Source organism: Helicobacter pylori (genome assembly GCF_009689985.1).
Classification (GTDB): Bacteria; Campylobacterota; Campylobacteria; order Campylobacterales; family Helicobacteraceae; genus Helicobacter; species Helicobacter pylori_CG.
The window spans coordinates 355,587-374,116 of the sequence record NZ_QBAW01000001.1 but is presented as its reverse complement, the minus strand read 5'-3'; the positions used below and the strand labels follow the sequence as shown (position 1 = coordinate 374,116).

At 40.6% G+C, this 18,530-nt stretch carries 17 protein-coding genes and 1 pseudogene; 5 read left to right on the top strand and 13 right to left on the bottom strand.

Features of this window, described 5'->3' with window-relative positions:
- Nucleotides 1-14: 14 nt before the first annotated feature.
- The 8 genes from plsX to DBU79_RS01800 all read right to left on the bottom strand — a co-directional run bounded on the left by plsX (nt 15) and on the right by DBU79_RS01800 (nt 5,915).
- Complete coding sequence (plsX, locus tag DBU79_RS01835; protein ID WP_195834203.1) at nt 15-1,034, bottom strand: phosphate acyltransferase PlsX; 1,020 nt, start codon at nt 1,032-1,034, stop codon at nt 15-17.
- A 77-nt stretch (nt 1,035-1,111) separates the two neighbouring features.
- On the bottom strand, nt 1,112-1,258 hold the full coding sequence (gene rpmF, locus DBU79_RS01830; RefSeq protein ID WP_000290428.1) for a 50S ribosomal protein L32: 147 nt from the start codon (nt 1,256-1,258) through the stop codon (nt 1,112-1,114).
- 15 nt (nt 1,259-1,273) lie between these two features.
- On the bottom strand, nt 1,274-1,630 hold the full coding sequence (locus DBU79_RS01825; RefSeq protein ID WP_001159195.1) for a DUF177 domain-containing protein: 357 nt from the start codon (nt 1,628-1,630) through the stop codon (nt 1,274-1,276).
- A gap of 24 nt (nt 1,631-1,654) precedes the next feature.
- On the bottom strand, nt 1,655-2,068 hold the full coding sequence (gene ndk / locus DBU79_RS01820) for a nucleoside-diphosphate kinase (protein ID WP_154411365.1): 414 nt from the start codon (nt 2,066-2,068) through the stop codon (nt 1,655-1,657).
- Nucleotides 2,069-2,133: 65 nt separating this feature from the next.
- On the bottom strand, nt 2,134-3,291 hold the full coding sequence (metK, locus tag DBU79_RS01815; RefSeq protein ID WP_131130509.1) for a methionine adenosyltransferase: 1,158 nt from the start codon (nt 3,289-3,291) through the stop codon (nt 2,134-2,136).
- A gap of 62 nt (nt 3,292-3,353) precedes the next feature.
- Complete coding sequence (gene lpxD / locus DBU79_RS01810; protein ID WP_154411364.1) at nt 3,354-4,364, bottom strand: UDP-3-O-(3-hydroxymyristoyl)glucosamine N-acyltransferase; 1,011 nt, start codon at nt 4,362-4,364, stop codon at nt 3,354-3,356.
- A 9-nt stretch (nt 4,365-4,373) separates the two neighbouring features.
- Nucleotides 4,374-5,201, bottom strand: coding sequence for an enoyl-ACP reductase FabI (fabI, locus tag DBU79_RS01805; RefSeq protein ID WP_088297014.1), 828 nt, complete (start codon nt 5,199-5,201; stop codon nt 4,374-4,376).
- 9 nt (nt 5,202-5,210) lie between these two features.
- Complete coding sequence (locus DBU79_RS01800) at nt 5,211-5,915, bottom strand: triose-phosphate isomerase (RefSeq protein WP_154411363.1); 705 nt, start codon at nt 5,913-5,915, stop codon at nt 5,211-5,213.
- Between the two features lie 212 nt (nt 5,916-6,127).
- Here DBU79_RS01800 and DBU79_RS01795 point away from each other — a divergent pair, with 212 nt between their 5' ends.
- The 4 genes from DBU79_RS01795 to clsC are packed head-to-tail and all read left to right on the top strand — an operon-like array spanning nt 6,128 to nt 11,309.
- The gene (locus DBU79_RS01795) at nt 6,128-6,895 is read left to right on the top strand and encodes a fumarate reductase cytochrome b subunit (protein WP_120851432.1); all 768 of its coding nucleotides are present in this window, start codon (nt 6,128-6,130) and stop codon (nt 6,893-6,895) included.
- A gap of 9 nt (nt 6,896-6,904) precedes the next feature.
- A complete protein-coding gene (locus DBU79_RS01790) occupies nt 6,905-9,049 on the top strand; it encodes a fumarate reductase flavoprotein subunit (protein WP_000705996.1) in 2,145 nt (714 codons plus the stop codon).
- Entirely contained in the window at nt 9,042-9,779 is a 738-nt protein-coding gene (locus DBU79_RS01785) for a fumarate reductase iron-sulfur subunit (protein WP_001282395.1), read from the top strand. Before DBU79_RS01790 ends, DBU79_RS01785 begins: the two co-directional genes overlap by 8 nt.
- Before the next feature lie 21 nt (nt 9,780-9,800).
- Nucleotides 9,801-11,309, top strand: a complete 1,509-nt coding sequence (gene clsC / locus DBU79_RS01780) for a cardiolipin synthase ClsC (protein WP_154411362.1) — start codon at nt 9,801-9,803, stop codon at nt 11,307-11,309.
- A gap of 5 nt (nt 11,310-11,314) precedes the next feature.
- Here clsC and DBU79_RS01775 read toward each other — a convergent pair whose 3' ends face one another.
- Nucleotides 11,315-11,851 carry a TIGR00645 family protein gene (locus tag DBU79_RS01775; protein ID WP_154411361.1) on the bottom strand — a complete coding sequence of 179 codons (537 nt, stop codon included), beginning with the start codon at nt 11,849-11,851 and terminating at the stop codon, nt 11,315-11,317.
- Nucleotides 11,852-12,005: 154 nt separating this feature from the next.
- On the opposite strand from DBU79_RS01775, the pseudogene DBU79_RS01770 reads away from it, so the two are divergent.
- A pseudogene (locus DBU79_RS01770) lies at nt 12,006-13,707 on the top strand (DUF262 domain-containing protein).
- A gap of 678 nt (nt 13,708-14,385) precedes the next feature.
- On the opposite strand, the gene DBU79_RS01765 reads toward DBU79_RS01770, so the two are convergent.
- Genes DBU79_RS01765 through lysS form a run of 4 tightly spaced genes read right to left on the bottom strand, consistent with a single transcriptional unit; the run spans nt 14,386 to nt 18,525 of the window.
- Nucleotides 14,386-15,195, bottom strand: a complete 810-nt coding sequence (locus DBU79_RS01765) for an SPOR domain-containing protein (RefSeq protein ID WP_154411359.1) — start codon at nt 15,193-15,195, stop codon at nt 14,386-14,388.
- Nucleotides 15,196-15,216: 21 nt separating this feature from the next.
- Nucleotides 15,217-15,759 carry a DUF1882 domain-containing protein gene (locus DBU79_RS01760; protein WP_000138080.1) on the bottom strand — a complete coding sequence of 181 codons (543 nt, stop codon included), beginning with the start codon at nt 15,757-15,759 and terminating at the stop codon, nt 15,217-15,219.
- A gap of 10 nt (nt 15,760-15,769) precedes the next feature.
- Nucleotides 15,770-17,020, bottom strand: a complete 1,251-nt coding sequence (locus DBU79_RS01755; RefSeq protein ID WP_154411358.1) for a serine hydroxymethyltransferase — start codon at nt 17,018-17,020, stop codon at nt 15,770-15,772.
- Nucleotides 17,020-18,525, bottom strand: coding sequence for a lysine--tRNA ligase (gene lysS / locus DBU79_RS01750; RefSeq protein ID WP_154411357.1), 1,506 nt, complete (start codon nt 18,523-18,525; stop codon nt 17,020-17,022). Before lysS ends, DBU79_RS01755 begins: the two co-directional genes overlap by 1 nt.
- Nucleotides 18,526-18,530 lie beyond the last annotated feature (5 nt).

Here is an 18,530-nt window from a genome sequence, read left to right as displayed (position 1 = left end):
TAACATAGTCATCTTTAAGCGTCTTGCTGATCACTTTGAGGCACAGAAACGCTAGGCTTCAAGCTCTCAAACGCTTGAGTAATCCTCAAACAAACCTGACTTTCAACAGCACTAATAGCCTGATAAATCGCACATTCAATCGCTCTAGCGTTGCTCTTGCCATGGCTAATGATCACGCTTTTATTCACGCCCAAAAGCGGCGCTCCCCCATATTCAGCGTAATCGGTTTTTTGTTTTAAAATATCAAACGCATTCTTAAGCATCAAAGCCCCCATTTTAGATTTAAAAGAGCTTTTAATTTCATCTTTAAAAATAGAGCCTATCGCACTAGCGACCCCTTCAGTTGTCTTTAAGACCACATTCCCCATAAAGCCATCGCAAACCACCACATCCACAACCCCTTTGAAAATATCGCTCCCCTCCACATTGCCATAAAAGAAGTCGTAAGCTTTCAGCATTTTATGCGTTTCTTTAACGAGCATGTTCCCTTTAATATCTTCTTCACCATTACTCAAAAGACCCACCTTAGGGCTATCATAATGCAACACGCTTTTAGCGTATTCATACCCCATAAGAGCAAAATCAATCAAATATTCAGGCTTGCAATCCGTGTTCGCTCCTGCGTCTAATAGCACGCTAGGGCGTTTGCCAACGCTAGGCATTAAAGTGCAAATGGCAGGCCTTTCAACCCCTTTGATACGCCCTAAACGCAAGGTTGCTAAACCCATAGTCGCCCCGCTATGCCCCGCTGAAACCAAAGCGTCAGCCCCATTTTTTAAAATATCCATACCCAAGTAAATGGAAGATTCCTTACGCTTGATCACCTCAGTGGCGGCTTCTTCCATTTTAATATAATCTTGCGTGTGGATCATTTCCACTTTGCTGGCTAACTCTTTAGAAATAAAAGGGGTCGCTTTGTCTTTATCCCCCACTAAAACCGTGCTAAAACTCTTATTTTCTAAAGCCCTTGAGACTCCCTCAATAATGGGTAAAACCCCATGGTCAGCCCCCATTAAGTCTATTACAATTTTCATCATGCGTCCTTAAAAGGCTTGTTGCAATCCGTTGCAATCTTTTAAAATACTTTCTATCATCAAAGATAGCTTTTATATTAGTATTCTTTAGTAAATTTGTTAATGTGGTGGGGAAGCTTCCAAGTGCCATCTTTAGCTTTTATGGGCTTAGCCAACTTAACGCTATAATGCGTGCGCCTTTTTGCTGCTCTTGTCTTACTCACTCTTCTATCAGGTACTGCCATAAATTCTCCTTAATTTCAATCTGCATAATGGTAGTCTAATCTAATAGACTCCACTTCAGAGCGTAAAATTTCGCTCAAATCAATAAAACCATTGAAAGATTCAATAACATCTAAATTATCAAAATCCAAACTTTGGCTTTGCGTATCCCACAACCCGTCTGAAATATGCAAAACCAACGACTCATCGAGGCTCTTTTTAAACTCTTTACCGCTTGTATCGCAAACAAGCATCAATTCACCCTTAAGGTGCGCTTTCAAGCGGAACAATTTCGCCCCCACTCGCACAACTTCGCCCTCTAAAACCACTCCCTCATGCTCTAAAGAAAACGCTTTAGGCGCATTAAAAGCGATTTTACGCATTTCAAACTGCATGCTTACTTAAAACGCCCTTAAACCTTAAAGTTCTCTAGCGGCAAAAAAGAAAGCGATTTCATTGTGTGCGTTTTCCAAGCTATCGCTCCCATGCACCGCATTAGCGTCAATGCTTTCAGCAAAATCCGCTCTGATAGTGCCTTTTTGAGCGAGTTTGGGATCAGTCGCTCCCATAAGATCTCTGTTTTTAGCCACGGCATCTTCGCCCTCTAAAACCATAACCACCACCGGACCACTGACCATAAATTCTATCAAATCTTTAAAAAAAGGTCTCTCTCTGTGGATCACATAAAAGCTTTCAGCGTCTTTAACGCTCAAATGCAAGCGTTTCATAGCAATGACTTCCAAACCGTTACTCTCAAAGCGATCAATGATCTTGCCTACCACTTTTTTCTTAAGCGCATCCGGTTTAATAATAGACAGCGTTCTTTGTTTCAATTTAAACTCCTTGTGAATTGTTGATTATACAAAAATTTTTTAAAATATTACCCTTAAAATATTTTTTAACGCTTAAAGAACGCTTTAATCTCCTCAGCTTTGTTGGTTTTTTCCCAAGTGAATGCCTCTAATTCGCGCCCAAAATGCCCATAAACTGAAGTGAGCGAATAAATGGGTCTTAATAAATCCAAGCTTTCAATAATGCCTTTTGGCGTGAGTTTGAAAACCGATTTCACGCATTTTTCCAACTCCGCGCTTGAATACTTGCTCGTGTTATGCGTGTTCACATAAATAGACACAGGCTCCACAACCCCAATCGCGTAAGCAAGCTGCACGGTCGCTTTATCGCAAACCCCACTCGCTACCAAATTTTTAGCCACATAGCGGGCCGCATAAGCCGCGCTCCTATCCACTTTGCTAGGGTCTTTCCCGCTAAACGCTCCCCCGCCATGCGGGCAACTCCCCCCATAAGTATCCACGATGATTTTTCTGCCCGTCAAGCCCGCATCGCCTTGCGGTCCACCGATAACGAATTTTCCTGTGGGATTGACAAAAAACTTGATATTGTCATGCAAATATTCTTTGGGTAAAACCTTATACACGATCTCTTCAATCACGGCTTCTTTTAAATGTTTTTGCGAAACTTCTGGGGAATGTTGGGTGGAAATGACAATCGTATCAATGCTTACAGGCTTGTTGTTTTCATAACGCACGCTCACTTGAGACTTGCCATCAGGCCTTAAAAAAGGCAGAGTGTTGTCTTTTCTTTTTTGAGCCAGAGCGAAAGTGAGCTGGTGCGCTAAATGAATGGGTAAGGGCATGAGCGTTTCAGTCTCCTTGCACGCATAACCAAACATAAGCCCTTGATCCCCTGCCCCAATCTCGCCATCTTCTCTATCCACGCCTTGATTAATATCAGGGCTTTGCTCGCCAACGCCATTTAAAACCGCCGCGCTTCTATAATCAAAGCCATAAAGAGCGTCTGTATAACCAATCTTCTTAACCACTTCTCTTGCAATCTCTTGCATAGGGGCATAAACAGAAGTTTTTAACTCGCCAGTGATCATGCAAAACCCGTTAGAAACTAAAGTCTCGCATGCGACTTTGGCTTTTTGATCGCGCTCAATAATGTAATCTAAAACCGCATCGCTGATTTGATCAGCCATTTTATCAGGATGTCCCTCGGTTACTGATTCAGAAGTGAAAAGAAAACTATCTTTCATTGATTGTCCTTATTAATAATCATTCGTATTCAAAATGGGCTTATTATAGCTCATTTCATTCTTTAAGACTTAAAAAACCCTTTAGCTTTTTGCAACAAACTCGTTTTTTGCTGTTTTCTGAAATTCGTTCGTAAATGAGCCAAAAAATGGTGCCATTCATGGATTTCCATAGCAGGGATCGCTCCGGCAAAATTAGTGTTAGGGGGCAAGTCTTTACCCACCGCGCTTTTACCCCCAATTTGAGTGAATTCGCCCACATGCAAATGCCCCCCAATGCCCACTTGCCCGCCAAAAACCACATTACGGCCAGTGGTTGTAGAGCCGCTCAAGCCCACTTGAGAAACGACGATGCTGTGCTCGCCTAAAACGCAATTATGCCCGATTTGAACCAGGTTATCAATCTTAACGCCCTCTTTAATCAAAGTCTCGCCAAACACCGCCCTATCAATCGCCGTGTTAGCTCCAATTTCTACATTTTTTTGAATCCTAACAATCCCCACATGCTCAATTTTGACATGCTCTCCTAAAGCGGTGTGCGCATAACCAAAGCCATCGCCTCCAATCACACTGCCTGCATGGATAGTAACGTTGTCTTCTAAAATCGTGTTTTGATACAAAATCACACGAGGATACAAAACGCAATTTTTACCGATTTTGACTCCATCAGCGATCACTACGCCCGGATAAATCAAAGAGTTTTCGCCAATTTCTACGCCCTCTCCAATCGTAACATTAGGCATGATCGTTACTTTTTCAAAATGTTTAGGCTCATTCACGCTTTCTGGGTTTTTAAAAAAAGGGATTTTAAAGGCATGCGAAGCTTTAGCAAAGGCTAGATGCGGGTTATCCACGACTAAAGCTTGCATGTGTTTTGGCACTTTAGAAGATTCTTTTTTACGGATAAACACCGCCCCGGCTTTTGAATCTTTTAAAAGTTTAAGGTAGCGTGCTTGATCAATATAGCTAATATCATTAGGCGTGGCCTTATCCAATTCCGCTAAAGCATGCACTTCAAAATCGTTTGAAAATTCCGTTTCAATAGAATAGGTGCTTAACAATTCGCTTAACTTCATCAATACCCCTTATTGTTCTTTATGCAAATCCCACGACAGCGTAGCCTTATTATCTTTTTCTTCCACAGCCCCCATGCCCATCACATGATAGCCGGCATCCACAAAATGCACTTCCCCACTCACGCCACTAGACAAGCTAGAAAGCAAATACATCCCGGCATTGCCCACTTCTTCTAAACTCACATTTTTCCTTAAAGGAGCGTTGATTTCATTCCATTTTAAAATCATCCTAAAATCAGCGATCCCGCTAGAAGCGAGCGTCCTGATAGGCCCAGCCGATAGGGCATTCACTCTAATATTATGTTTGCCTAAATCCACCGCTAAATAACGCACCGCGCTCTCTAGAGCCGCTTTAGCCAACCCCATCACATTGTAATGCGCCATGTATTTGGTGCTGCCCAAATAGCTTAAAGTCAAAACAGACGCCCCGTTATTTAATAAAGGTTTTAGAGTGTTTGTCAGCTCTATTAAAGAATAAACAGAAATTTCCATAGCGGTATTAAACGCGCTTTTAGAAGTTTCTAACAAGCTCCCTTCTAAAGCCTCTTTAGGGGCAAAGGCCACGCTATGAACGATAAAATCCAATGAGCCTAAATCCTTTTTAACGCTATTGTATAGCGACTTGAAATGCTCTTCTTTGCTCACATCCAATTCATACACATAGGGGCTATTCAATTCCTGCGCGATAGGCCTCACGCGCTTTTCTAAGCTCTCATTCAAATAAGTGAAAGCCAAAGTAGCCCCTTGATTGAAGCAAGATTGAGCGATCCCATAAGCGATGGATTTATTGTTTGCCACCCCCACAATAAGCCCTTTTTTACCTTTTAAAAATCCCATGATTTTCCTTTATAAAAATGAAATGATTGTTTTAAAATTTTCTAATTCCAAAGACGCGCTCCCGATCAATAAGCCATCCACGCTATCAATCCCTAAAATTTCTTTAGCGTTTTGCACATTCACGCTCCCCCCATACAATAAGGGCGTTTTTTGATTTAAGATTTGTTTTAAAAAACCATGCGTGAGATAAATATCTTCTAAAGAAGCGCTTTTTTTGGTGCCAATCGCCCAAATAGGCTCATACGCTACAATTAAATTGGAATAATTAAGATCAATATTTTCTAATTGCTCATTTAAAAATTCCTTTACAGCCACTAAACCCTTTTCTCTGGTTTTTAAATCTTCGCCAATACAATAGACAATTTTAAAATTTTTACTTTTAAAAAAATCAAACTTTTCTTTCAAAAAGCTAGGGCTTTCCTTTAAAAGCAATCGCCTCTCGCTATGCCCTATTAAAAGCGTGTTGATTTTCAGTTCTTCTAAATGCTGTGAAGTGATTTCACCGGTAAAAGCCCCACAATCTCTAGGGTAAGCGTTTTGTGCTCCTAAAGTGAAATGCAAAAACGAATTAGGCAATAACCCCAAAAAATCAGGGAATACAAACACCCTATCAAAATGCTGCGGTTTTAAAGTTTTTTCTAATTCTTTTAAATACGCATGGCTTTTAAAAATAGGTATAGCGGATTTAAAATTAGCCATGGCAATTTTTGTCATTGAATGATCCTTATTTTATAGGTGGTCTATCCCTTATTATACCTAATAGCATTCAAAAAATGTAAATTTTAAACAATAGCCCCCTTGAATTGAATTTTTTCTCAATTTAGGTTTTGTTTATAAGAAAAATTATTTCAAATGTAGTAGAATTAAGGCAGTGTTTCTGCGTCAAGCGATTTTAGGTTAATTTTGAGTTTTTAGGAGCAGTTTTTATGCAACAAGAAGAGATTATAGAGGGTTATTATGGCGCTAGCAAAGGGCTTAAAAAGAGCGGTATTTACGCTAAGCTGGATTTTTTACAGAGTGCTACGGGCTTGATTTTAGCGCTCTTTATGATAGCGCACATGTTTTTGGTCTCAAGCATCTTGATTAGCGATGAAGCCATGTATAAAGTGGCGAAATTTTTTGAAGGGAGCTTGTTTTTAAAAGCAGGCGAGCCGGCTATTGTGAGCGTGGTTGCAGCAGGAGTTATTCTTATTTTAGTCGCGCATGCTTTTTTGGCGTTGAGAAAATTCCCTATCAATTACAGGCAATACAAGGTTTTTAAAACCCACAAGCATTTGATGAAGCATGGCGATACGAGTTTGTGGTTTATTCAAGCCTTAACCGGGTTTGCGATGTTTTTCTTAGCGAGTATCCACTTGTTTGTCATGCTCACAGAGCCTGAAAGTATTGGGCCTCATGGTTCAAGCTATCGTTTTGTAACGCAAAACTTTTGGCTTTTGTATATTTTCTTATTGTTTGCCGTAGAATTGCATGGCTCTATTGGGTTGTATCGTTTAGCGATCAAATGGGGGTGGTTTAAGGATGTGAGCATTCAAGGCTTGAGAAAAGTCAAATGGGCGATGAGCGTGTTTTTTATTGTTTTAGGGCTTTGCACCTATGGGGCTTACATTAAAAAAGGTTTAGAAAATAAGGATAATGGCATTAAAACCATGCAAGAAGCCATAGAAGCTGATGGAAAATTCCACAAAGAATAAGGGTAGAAAATGAAAATAACATATTGTGATGCGCTAATTATTGGAGGCGGGTTGGCCGGGTTAAGGGCTAGTATCGCATGCAAACAAAAGGGTTTAAACACCATCGTTTTAAGCCTAGTGCCTGTCAGGCGTTCGCACTCTGCAGCCGCTCAAGGAGGCATGCAAGCGAGCCTTGCGAACGCTAAAAAAAGCGAGGGCGATAATGAAGATTTGCACTTTTTAGACACGGTTAAGGGGAGCGATTGGGGGTGCGATCAGCAAGTGGCTAGAATGTTTGTAACCACTGCTCCTAAAGCCATTAGGGAATTGGCCAGTTGGGGGGTGCCTTGGACTAGGATTAAAAAGGGCGATAGGCCTGCGGTCGTCAATGGTGAGCATGTTACCATTACCGAAAGAGACGACAGGCATGGTTATATTCTAAGCCGTGATTTTGGCGGCACTAAAAAATGGCGCACATGTTTTACGGCTGATGCTACAGGGCATACCATGCTTTATGCGGTCGCTAATGAAGCCTTACACCATAAAGTGGATATTCAAGACAGAAAGGACATGCTCGCTTTCATCCATCATGATAATAAATGTTACGGGGCGGTGGTAAGGGATCTGATCACAGGCGAAATTTCAGCGTATGTTTCTAAAGGCACGCTTTTAGCTACCGGAGGTTATGGGCGCGTGTATAAACACACCACTAACGCCGTGATTTGCGATGGAGCCGGGGCGGCGAGTGCTTTAGAAACCGGCGTGGCTAAATTAGGCAACATGGAAGCGGTGCAATTCCACCCTACCGCTTTAGTGCCAAGCGGGATTTTAATGACTGAAGGTTGTAGGGGCGATGGCGGGGTTTTAAGAGACAAGTTTGGCAGACGCTTCATGCCCGCTTATGAGCCGGAGAAAAAAGAGCTTGCGAGTAGAGATGTGGTCTCAAGGCGGATTTTAGAGCATATCCAAAAAGGCTATGGAGCTAAATCGCCCTATGGGGATCATGTGTGGTTGGATATTGCTATTTTAGGGCGTAACCATGTGGAAAAAAACTTAAGAGATGTGCGCGATATTGCCATGACTTTTGCGGGCATTGATCCGGCTGATAGCGAAGAGCAAACCAAAGACAACATGCAAGGAATGCCCGCAAATGAGCCTGAATATGGGCAAGCGATGGCTAAGCAAAAAGGCTGGATCCCCATAAAACCCATGCAACACTATTCTATGGGTGGGGTTAGGACAAACCCTAAAGGCGAAACCCATTTAAAAGGCTTGTTTTGTGCGGGTGAAGCGGCATGCTGGGATTTGCATGGGTTTAACCGCTTGGGGGGTAATTCCGTGAGTGAAGCGGTGGTCGCTGGCATGATCATAGGGGATTATTTCGCTTCGCATTGTTTAGAAGCGCAAATTGAAATCAACACGCAAAAAGTTGAAGCTTTCATTAAAGAAAGCCAAGATTATATGCATTTTTTATTGCACAATGAAGGCAAGGAAGATGTGTATGAAATCAGAGAACGCATGAAAGAAGTCATGGATGAAAAAGTGGGCGTTTTTAGAGAAGGCAAAAGGCTAGAAGAAGCCCTTAAAGAATTGCAAGAGCTTTATGCACGCTCCAAAAACATTTGCGTGAAAAACAAGGTTTTGCACAATAACCCTGAATTAGAAGACGCTTACCGCACCAAAAAAATGCTCAAACTCGCGCTTTGCATCACTCAAGGAGCACTACTGCGCACTGAAAGCAGAGGGGCTCACACTAGGATTGACTACCCTAAAAGAGACGATGAAAAATGGCTTAATCGGACTTTAGCAAGCTGGCCTAGCGCTGAGCAAGACATGCCCACGATTGAATACGAAGAATTAGATGTGATGAAAATGGAAATCAGCCCTGATTTTAGGGGCTATGGCAAAAAGGGCAATTTCATTCCCCACCCCAAAAAAGAAGAGCGCGATGCTGAGATTTTGAAAACGATTTTAGAATTAGAAAAGCTCGGGAAAGACAGAATAGAAGTCCAACATGCGCTCATGCCTTTTGAATTGCAAGAAAAATACAAGGCTAGGAACATGCGTTTAGAAGATGAGGAAGTGAGGGCTAGGGGGGAACATTTGTATTCTTTCAATGTCCATGATTTATTAGACAAACACAACGCTAACCTAAAAGGAGAACACCATGAGTGATAATGAACGAACGATTGTAATTAGAGTGCTAAAATTTGACCCTCAAAGTGCGGTGAGTAAGCCGCATTTTAAAGAGTATCAATTGAAAGAAACCCCATCCATGACGCTCTTTATCGCTTTAAACCTTATTAGAGAGCATCAAGATCCGGATTTGAGCTTTGATTTTGTGTGCCGCGCTGGGATTTGTGGATCTTGCGCGATGATGGTTAATGGGAGACCGAGATTGGCTTGTAAGACCCTAACTTCTAGCTTTGAAAGCGGGGTGATCACGCTTATGCCCATGCCCAGTTTTACGCTCATTAAAGATTTGAGCGTGAATACAGGCGATTGGTTTGGCGATATGACTAAAAGGGTGGAGAGCTGGGCGCATTCTAAAGAAGAAGTGGATATTACTAAGCCGGAAAAAAGGATTGAACCTGATGAAGCCCAAGAAGTTTTTGAACTAGACAGGTGTATTGAATGCGGGTGCTGTATCGCTTCTTGCGGGACTAAACTCATGCGCCCTAATTTCATTGGAGCTGCTGGCATGAACAGAGCCATGCGTTTTATGATTGACAGCCACGATGAAAGAAGCGATGATGATTTTTATGAATTAGTCGGCGATGATGATGGCGTTTTTGGGTGCATGAGCTTGATCGCTTGCCATGACACTTGCCCTAAAGAATTACCCTTGCAAAGCAGTATCGCTACTTTGCGTAATAGGATGTTGAAAGTGGGTAAAAGCCGCTAATTTCTTTTTAGTGGGTCGTTTTTGAAAATTCTTTTAGTCCTTTTAAGCGTCTTTTTTTTCAATGGGTGCTTTGGGTTAGTCTATAAGACTCCCATTTCAAGCCCCCCTATCTCTTATGATCCCTACACTACCACCATTGGGAGCTTGTATGCTGAAAAATTAAAAGAAAACCCTAACCATAGCACGGCCATTCTTTTAGAAGACGGCTTTGACGCTTTGTTGCATAGAGTGGGACTCATTAGAATGAGCCAAAAAAGCATTGACATGCAAACTTATATCTATAAGAACGATCTTTCCTCTCAAGTGATCGCTAAAGAACTTTTAAATGCGGCCAATCGTGGGGTAAAAGTGCGCATCCTTTTAGACGATAACGGGTTGGATTCGGATTTTTCAGATATTATGCTCTTAAATTTCCATAAAAACATTGAAGTGAAAATTTTTAACCCCTACTATATCCGCAATAAAGGCTTGCGTTATTTTGAAATGCTTGCGGATTATGAGCGCATTAAAAAACGCATGCACAACAAGCTTTTCATCGTGGATAATTTCGCTGTCATTATAGGGGGGCGCAATATTGGGGATAATTATTTTGATAACGATTTAGACACGAATTTTTTAGATTTAGACGCTTTGTTTTTTGGGGGGGTTGCTTCAAAAGCCAAAGAAAGTTTTGAACGCTATTGGAGATTCCACCGCTCTATCCCTGTTTCATTACTAAGGACCCATAAAAGACTCAAAAATAACGCTAAAGAAATCGCTAAACTCCATGAAAAAATCCCTATCAGCGCTGAAGACAAAAACCAGTTTGAAAAAAAAGTCAATGATTTTATAGAACGCTTCCAAAAATACCAATACCCTATTTATTATGGGAATGCCATTTTTTTAGCTGATTCGCCCAAAAAAATTGACACGCCCTTGTATTCGCCTATCAAAATCGCTTTTGAGAAAGCCCTTAAAAACGCTAAAGACTCCGTTTTTATCGCTTCATCGTATTTTATTCCAGGCAAAAAGATGATGAAAATCTTTAAAAATCAAATTTCTAAGGGGATTGAATTGAATATTCTTACCAATTCCCTTTCATCTACTGATGCGATAGTGGTCTATGGGGCGTGGGAAAGGTATCGCAACCAATTAGTGCGAATGGGCGCGAATGTTTATGAAATACGAAACGATTTTTTCAACCGCCAGATTAAAGGGCGCTTTAGCACCAAGCATTCCTTACACGGCAAGACGATTGTTTTTGATGACAATTTGACGCTTCTAGGGAGTTTCAATATTGATCCGCGCTCTGCATACATCAACACTGAAAGCGCGGTCTTGTTTGACAACCCGTCTTTTGCTAAAAGGGTGCGTTTGTCGCTTAAAGATCATGCCCAACAATCATGGCATTTGGTGGTGTATCGGCATAGGGTTATTTGGGAAGCGGTAGAAGAAGGGATTTTAATCCATGAAAAAACTTCGCCTGATGCGTCCTTCTTTTTACGCTTGATTAAAGAATGGTCTAAAGTCCTTCCTGAAAGAGAGCTTTAAAACTTTTAATGCCCTTTATTATTTTGCGAAAAAGCGATATTATTAGTAACGGCGGCTAAAAGCGCTGAACACACAAACACCAAATGGATCACCACTTGCCAAAAAATGGGGTTATGCGATAGGGGCACATCCTTAGGAATGCTGGATAAAACATCTTCTAAACTCATGTAGCGTTTGAGCAAAAAAATCGCCGAAATCGCTACAATGGAGAGCGAAACCTTTAATTTTAAAGCGTTAAAATCCGTGTGCTTTAGCCAAGTGATTTCACTAGCATCCACCTTGTCTAATTTAAAAACAAAGCTTTCATAACTGGCGAGCAACACCATTAAAACAAGCCCGGCCATAAACAACAAATCCACTAATCCTAAGGCTGATAAAACCAAATCCGTTTCGCTGATCGTGTCTAGGTGGCTTAGCATGTGCCACAACTCTTTCATGAACACATAGCCTAAAACCACCAGCACTAACGACATGGCAATGCATAAAGGGGCTAGCAACCAACGAGTGGCAAACAACACTCTTTCAATCAATTTTTCTAACATGTTCAAACTCTTTTTAAGGATTATGTCTTTTTTAAACCATTATAGCTAATAAAACGCCCCGAGTGGCTAATAGAACGCCTTGATAGAGTGGAATTTCAAGCCATTCTTATGGTATTTATGGTATAAATTTGGGCATGCAACAATGGAGGAGTGAATGAAAACCACTATAAAAGAAATCTTTCAAGCGAAAAGGATACAGTATCCCCAACTATCAGAGGGATTACGCCTGGAAGGACAAGAATTTTATGGATCTGTGGGAAGATTTAGAAGAAGCGATAGAATACAACAAAAAAGGTCAGGGGCATTTTATAGGCACCATGGTTGTCGCTAAGAATGAAGGCAACAAAAAATTGTATGACATCATTGACGGCCAGCAACGAACGACCACCATCTTCATGCTCTTGCATGTCTTGGCGAACGAGCAAAATGAGAAAGACAAGCAAGAGACAAGAAAATATCTATACCAAAAGGGGGAATTAAAATTAGAAGTCGCCCCTCAAAACCAGAGCTTCTTCAAAGCGCTCTTGGAAGCGGCAGAAAAGGGAAATATCAGCCATTGTGAAAAAGATGCAGACACCGAGGGCAAGCAAAATCTCTTTGAGGTTTTGAAGGCCATCTTGGACAAGGTCAGCAAATTGAATAAAGAAGAAGTGAATGAGCGTTTTGAGACGCTGTTGGGAATGGTTTTGATGCGGTTTGAAGAGCCCGATCCTGGAAGAGCTATCAGAACCTTTCAGAGCGTGAATGACAGAGGCGTGCCTCTCCTCTTGCTAGACAAACTAAAATCCCTCCTCATCTATTATTCCAACACTTTTTGCGATGGGAAAATGGGGTTAGACCAGTTCATCAGCGATCATTTTGGAGAAATTTTTAAGATCTTTGCCAAGATCAAAAAGAGTAACCACACCTCTAATCTTGATGAAGGCAACATCTTCCGCTACCACGCAGGGAGCCAAAGATTTGATGGGATCGATTTTTTAGGACACTACGAAGCAAGCACAGACAACACCTACGAACAACTCAAGGATGAACTAAAAGGAATCAAAAAAAGCGAAAGCAAATTGAAAAGTTTCATCCAATCCTATGTCAGCGATTTGAAAAACTTCTATCAGGCTTTCCTTGATCTATTGAGCGAGATTGACACCAACCCAACCACCTTTAAGGCCATGCTCATCAACACGATCAACCCGCTTTTTTTCAATTCTCTCATCCGCCTGAAAATCAACAACGAGCTAGACGATGAAACGATGAAACTCTTTGCCAAAACCGATATTTTGCTTTTCCAAGTTGGTAGAAATATGAGAGCAAATGCCTACAACCTGATTAATGAGTATCTTCAAAAGGGCAAAGAGGGATTGAAAAGCGCGATGATCGCCCAATGCAGAAATGATATAAAGATAAAGTCGGCTTCTTTGGAGCTTGTAAAGAACGCATTCAAATCATCATGCTTCCACTATGTCTTCTTTGAAAAGAACTGCCAGGAGATGGGTCTTGCCGATCTCAAAAAATTAATCCCTGAGAAGCAATTCTCCCAACAACAAGAGCACATCATCCCCGAAAATTTATTAGAATTGGACAATGAAATTGAGATCCAAAAACTTGGTTTTGAAGGCAAAAAAGATCTTGAAGATTACATTCACACATACGGCAATCTCATCTCCCTAGAGGGATCACTCAACTCCCAAGCACGCGATAAGGATCTGTATGGAAAAGATGAAATCTACAAGAATAGTGAGATCCCTTTTAATAGGCGCTTTAATGCAAAAGGTTTTAACAAAAAGGCCTTGATAGCAAGGAATGATGAAATGCGAGAATGGCTAATCAACACCTTTTTTAAGGATTTCGCCACCCAATAAGCGTGAGACTAAAGAAGCGTGAGCACACCTACTCTCTTGCTCCTAGCCCCACCATCGCACCCATAAAGCTAGTTTCAAACCGCTCTCTTCTTTGGAGGGTTATGGGTTATCAAACAGCAAGCAATAATTTTACAAAATTTAAACGCTCCGTAGTTTTCAAACAACAAACAAATACTTTTAACGAATGAATGCTCTTTAAGGCTGAATTCAAACGCAAGAATTATCTGAATTCCTCAAAGACCAAATAGGTATGAGATGCTACTATTTATTGGAAAAATTGGATTCAAAAAGAAACTCAAGAAGTAGTAAAAAAATAAAAGAAGTAATCAATAAATAAAAAAATTATCATAAGTAGAGTATATACTCTACTTATGTGTTTAGACTTCATCGTTATTTCTTATTTACTGTATTTTGTGAATAACAATATTGAAATAATCAATACTGTCACCACAATAAAATTAAACACCCACATATAACAGTAAATAAGTAAATTACTTTTTCATCATTAGACATATGGTTAATATCATTAATATAATAAATTGATCAAAAAAATCTGTTTATCTTCATTGTCTGTTAAAATTATCCGAGCCGATGGAGTAAAGCTACCCCATCGTTTTAGAGCTTGGGCGATCCACTAAAAACGCCCAAGAAAAAAATAAGAATTTTTAGCCCAAACCCCTAGCGTGCTTCTATGACAACCGGTTTAGTCATCTTTTTGCTGACTTCATCAGCATGCATTAAGGCTTCTTGCTTGCTCTTATATGGGCCTATGAGATAGCGCTTCGTCGCTCCCCTATCTTCAATCTTATGGGGGAATTGGTTAAACGCTTGCAAAAACGCTTTGTTAGGCGTGTGCGCAAAAACCCCCACTTGCAAATAATGCCCTTTAGTCAGATTGGTTTTAGAATTGGCTTTTTTAGAAACTTCTTTATGAGCTTCTTTTTTGGCTTTTGGCTCTTTAGCCGCATGCTTATCTTTATCTTTATGAGCTTCCTTATCTTTAGGGGTTACTTTAGGCTTTTTATGGGGGGTTTCTTTTTTAGCCACAGCCTGAGATTCTTTTTGAGCACTCATGGGAGTGTGTTCAACAGCTTTTAATTCTTTTTTAGCTTCTTGCGTTTCTTCTGTTGTTTTCATCTCCGTTTGAGTTTGATCGGTTTGAATGGGCATTTTAAACGCATCATTCTCTTGCTTTTTAACATTATCCGCCACTTTGTCCAGATCGCTTTCTTGTTTGGAAGGATCCAAACTCAAACTTTCAAACGCATCGTCTTTTTTCTCGTCTTTAGTGTTGCCTATTTTTTGCATGCCGCTATCGGTTTGTAAAAAAGTCTCTTTAGGAGCGACTCTCGTGCTTTTCCAAAACACCATTAAAAGCACCGCTAAAATGATAATGGCTATAGCCACGATCAAAAACACCTTTTTAGTGCCACCCCCATTATTTTCTTCTTCTAAGATCACTTCATTCAGTCTTTCTTTTTCTGACATCAAAAATCCTTTCAAAAATTGTTATAAATGCTTCGCCCAAGAGCTCCCTCGCTCTTTTGCAAATACTTCATAAGGTAAAGCTAAAATATTAAATTCCTTAGGCCATTCATTGCTAGGGAAGACTCTCCATTCTTTAGGCAACCCTTGTGCTAATTTCATAGACAAAGTTTTAACCAACCTTTCACCCTCGCCTAATTCCGTATGCCCCTTATGCACGTACAAATGCAAATGCCCTGGTGTCTTCGTGTTATAAGCGGTAAAATTCATAAAACCTTCCTCACGAAGCAATAACTGCGCCTTATGATAAAAACGCTCCGGGTTCCTCCCATTATAATCAAACACAATATTTTCCACCTTATCGTTACGCAAGATGAGGTTGTGCGCGATTTCTATTTCCTTTTTCAAATGCTTTTGAATGAGCGAGCTTGTGAGCATGGCATTCACTCTTTGGAATTTATTATAGAAGCAACGCCCCGCATAATCCACCCTCTCCCCCAAGCCTGGTTTTTTTTCAAAATAATGGCTTGTGTCTATCTTAATGAGCTTTAATTCCATTTCTGTCATCTTGACTCCCTTAAAAAATGGGTTGGTGGTACACAGGGAATTGACTGGCCATGGCTTTCAATTCTTCTTTCACATGCAATTGCAAACTAACATTATTAATATCATTCAAAATATCCGATATTTTATTCCCTATGATTTCAAATTCCTTAGCTCCCATGCCCCTTGCGCTCAATGCCGCTGAGCCAATCCTTATCCCGCTCGTTACAAAAGGGCTGCGCGTTTCGCCAGGAATGGTGTTTTTATTCACGGTGATTCCGGCATTCCCTAATGCAATATCAGCGTCTTTCCCGCTATAAGGCTTATCTAAGAAATCCATTAAAAGCAAATGGTTAGAAGTGCCACCGCTCACCAACTTATGGTTTTTTTCTTTTAACGCTTTAGCGAGAACTTGCATGTTAGATTTCACTAATTTTGCATAAGCTTTAAATTCTGGTTTTAGATTCTCTTTAAACCCCACCGCTTTAGCAGCAATTGCATGCATCAAAGGCCCGCCTTGAGTCCCTGGAAAAATCGCTTTGTCAATCTTGGCCGCTATCTCTTCATCATTAGTTAAAATAAGCCCCCCTCTAGGCCCTCTTAAAGTCTTATGAGTGGTGCTTGAAACCACATGGCAATGCGGGAAAGGATGGGCATGCTCATCAGCGACCACAAGCCCTGCCACATGGGCTATATCGCCTAGTAGTAACGCTCCCACTGCATCAGCGATTTCTCTAAATTTCTTAAAATCAATCTCCCTTGGATAAGCTGAAAACCCGCACACAATGATTTCTGGCTTAACGCTCTGAGCGATTTTTAGCGCTTCTTCATAATCAATATAGCCATCCAAATTCACGCCATAAGAAAAGCTCTGATAATGCTTGCCGGTTAAACTCACTTTAGCGCCATGCGTTAAATGCCCTCCACAGCTTAAATCCATGCCTAAAATCTTGTCATAAGGCTTTAAAAGAGCGTGATAGACAGCGTTATTAGCTTGTGAGCCTGAATGCGCTTGCACGTTAGCGAACTGGCAATTAAAAAGCTTTTTAGCCCTTTCTATGGCTAGGCTTTCTATTTTATCCACCACTTCACAGCCTCCATAATAGCGCTTGTTAGGATATCCTTCAGCGTATTTGTTGGTTAAAATGCTCCCCATAGCTTCCATAACACTAGGAAAAGTGTAATTCTCGCTCGCTATCATTTCTAAATGCTCATTTTGCCGCTTATATTCTTCAAAGATCAATTCAAAAATTTCACTATCCGTTTGTTCTAAAAAATACGCCATTATTCTCCACTCTCAATATTAAAATCGTTTTTAACAGGACGCATCGCTGGGAATAAAATCACATCTTTAATGCTTTTAGCCCCAGTGAGTAACATCACTAACCTGTCAATGCCTATGCCTTGCCCTGCAGTGGGGGGCATTCCATGGGCTAGGGCCCACACATAATCTTCATCCATGTATTGGGCTTCTTCATCGCCTTTTTCTTTCTCAGCCACTTGATTTTTAAAGCGTTCTAATTGATCCAAAGGATCATTCAACTCGCTAAAGCCATTAGCGATTTCTTTACCTGCAATAAACAATTCAAACCTGTCAGCAATATTAGGGTTACTATCGTTGCGTCTGGCTAAAGGGCTAATCTCAATAGGGTATTGGGTTACAAAAGTGGGGTTAATGAGTTGGTGCTCTACAAAATGATCAAACGCTTCAGCGAGTAACTTGCCATAAGTGAGATTGGGCTCTACTTTAACGCCTCGCTCTAACAAATAAGCCAAAAGCCTGTCTTCTTTTTCTAAAATATCCTTACTGATGCCCCCTATTGTTTCTAAAGCGTCCAAATAGGAAATCACGCTCGTTTGGTTGAAATCCACTTCCATATCGTTATAGATGATTTTTGAATCTAAATTTAAAGTCTTTAGCAAGTAGTCAAATAGCCTCTTACTGAGTTCAATCAAATCTTCATAAGTGTGATACGCCCAATAAAATTCAATCATCGTAAATTCGGGGTTATGGCTGTGATCCATGCCCTCATTCCTGAAATTACGATTGATTTCAAACACCGCTTCAAAACCCCCCACAATCAAGCGTTTAAGGTATAATTCTGGAGCGATTCTCAAATACCTTTCAACTTCTAAAGCGTTATGATAAGTGATAAAAGGCCTTGCGTTCGCCCCGCCAGGAATGGGGTGCATCATAGGGGTTTCCACTTCCAAAAACCCTTCCATTTCAAAGAATTTCCGCACGCTAGAGACAATCAAACTGCGCTTTTTAAACACATCTTTAACGCTAGGATTGACGATCAAATCCAAGTAGCGCTGGCGGTAACGCAATTCTATATCGCTTAATCCATGAAACTTTTCAGGTAAAGGCACAATAGTTTTGCTTAAAATATGAAATTCTAGGGCATGAATGCTTAATTCACCGGTTTTGGTAGCAAAAGGGAAGCCTTTCACCAACACAATATCGCCCACTTCTAAATGCTTTTTCAAGCTTTTAAACTCATCATTCAATTCATTTTGCGAAACATAAGCTTGCAAAATCGTGCTTTCATCTTCAACTTTAATAAAACATGCCTTACCCATTAAACGCAAAAGCTTGACCCTCCCTACAATACTTTCGCATTTTTCTTTGTCTTTAGGCTCTTCTAAACCCTTAACATAAGCGTATTTTTCTAAAAAAGCGGCGTTGGTGAGGCTTCGTTTCAAGCCATTTTTATAAGGGTTTTTCCCTTCTTCTCTCAAGCTATTGGCTTTATGGATGCGTTGTTGGATGTATTGGTTAGAAAACATGTGAT

Bases quoted from the DNA above. Each gene is read 5' to 3' on its own strand.
- plsX (WP_195834203.1), bottom strand. From the start codon at position 1,034: ATGAAAATTGTAATAGACTTAATGGGGGCTGACCATGGGGTTTTACCC.
- rpmF (WP_000290428.1), bottom strand. From the start codon at position 1,258: ATGGCAGTACCTGATAGAAGAGTGAGTAAGACAAGAGCAGCAAAAAGG.
- DBU79_RS01825 (WP_001159195.1), bottom strand. From the start codon at position 1,630: ATGCAGTTTGAAATGCGTAAAATCGCTTTTAATGCGCCTAAAGCGTTT.
- metK (WP_131130509.1), bottom strand. From the start codon at position 3,291: ATGAAAGATAGTTTTCTTTTCACTTCTGAATCAGTAACCGAGGGACAT.
- lpxD (WP_154411364.1), bottom strand. From the start codon at position 4,364: ATGAAGTTAAGCGAATTGTTAAGCACCTATTCTATTGAAACGGAATTT.
- fabI (WP_088297014.1), bottom strand. From the start codon at position 5,201: ATGGGATTTTTAAAAGGTAAAAAAGGGCTTATTGTGGGGGTGGCAAAC.
- DBU79_RS01800 (WP_154411363.1), bottom strand. From the start codon at position 5,915: ATGACAAAAATTGCCATGGCTAATTTTAAATCCGCTATACCTATTTTT.
- DBU79_RS01795 (WP_120851432.1), top strand. From the start codon at position 6,128: ATGCAACAAGAAGAGATTATAGAGGGTTATTATGGCGCTAGCAAAGGG.
- DBU79_RS01790 (WP_000705996.1), top strand. From the start codon at position 6,905: ATGAAAATAACATATTGTGATGCGCTAATTATTGGAGGCGGGTTGGCC.
- DBU79_RS01785 (WP_001282395.1), top strand. From the start codon at position 9,042: ATGAGTGATAATGAACGAACGATTGTAATTAGAGTGCTAAAATTTGAC.
- DBU79_RS01775 (WP_154411361.1), bottom strand. From the start codon at position 11,851: ATGTTAGAAAAATTGATTGAAAGAGTGTTGTTTGCCACTCGTTGGTTG.
- DBU79_RS01765 (WP_154411359.1), bottom strand. From the start codon at position 15,195: ATGTCAGAAAAAGAAAGACTGAATGAAGTGATCTTAGAAGAAGAAAAT.
- DBU79_RS01760 (WP_000138080.1), bottom strand. From the start codon at position 15,759: ATGACAGAAATGGAATTAAAGCTCATTAAGATAGACACAAGCCATTAT.
- DBU79_RS01755 (WP_154411358.1), bottom strand. From the start codon at position 17,020: ATGGCGTATTTTTTAGAACAAACGGATAGTGAAATTTTTGAATTGATC.
- lysS (WP_154411357.1), bottom strand. From the start codon at position 18,525: ATGTTTTCTAACCAATACATCCAACAACGCATCCATAAAGCCAATAGC.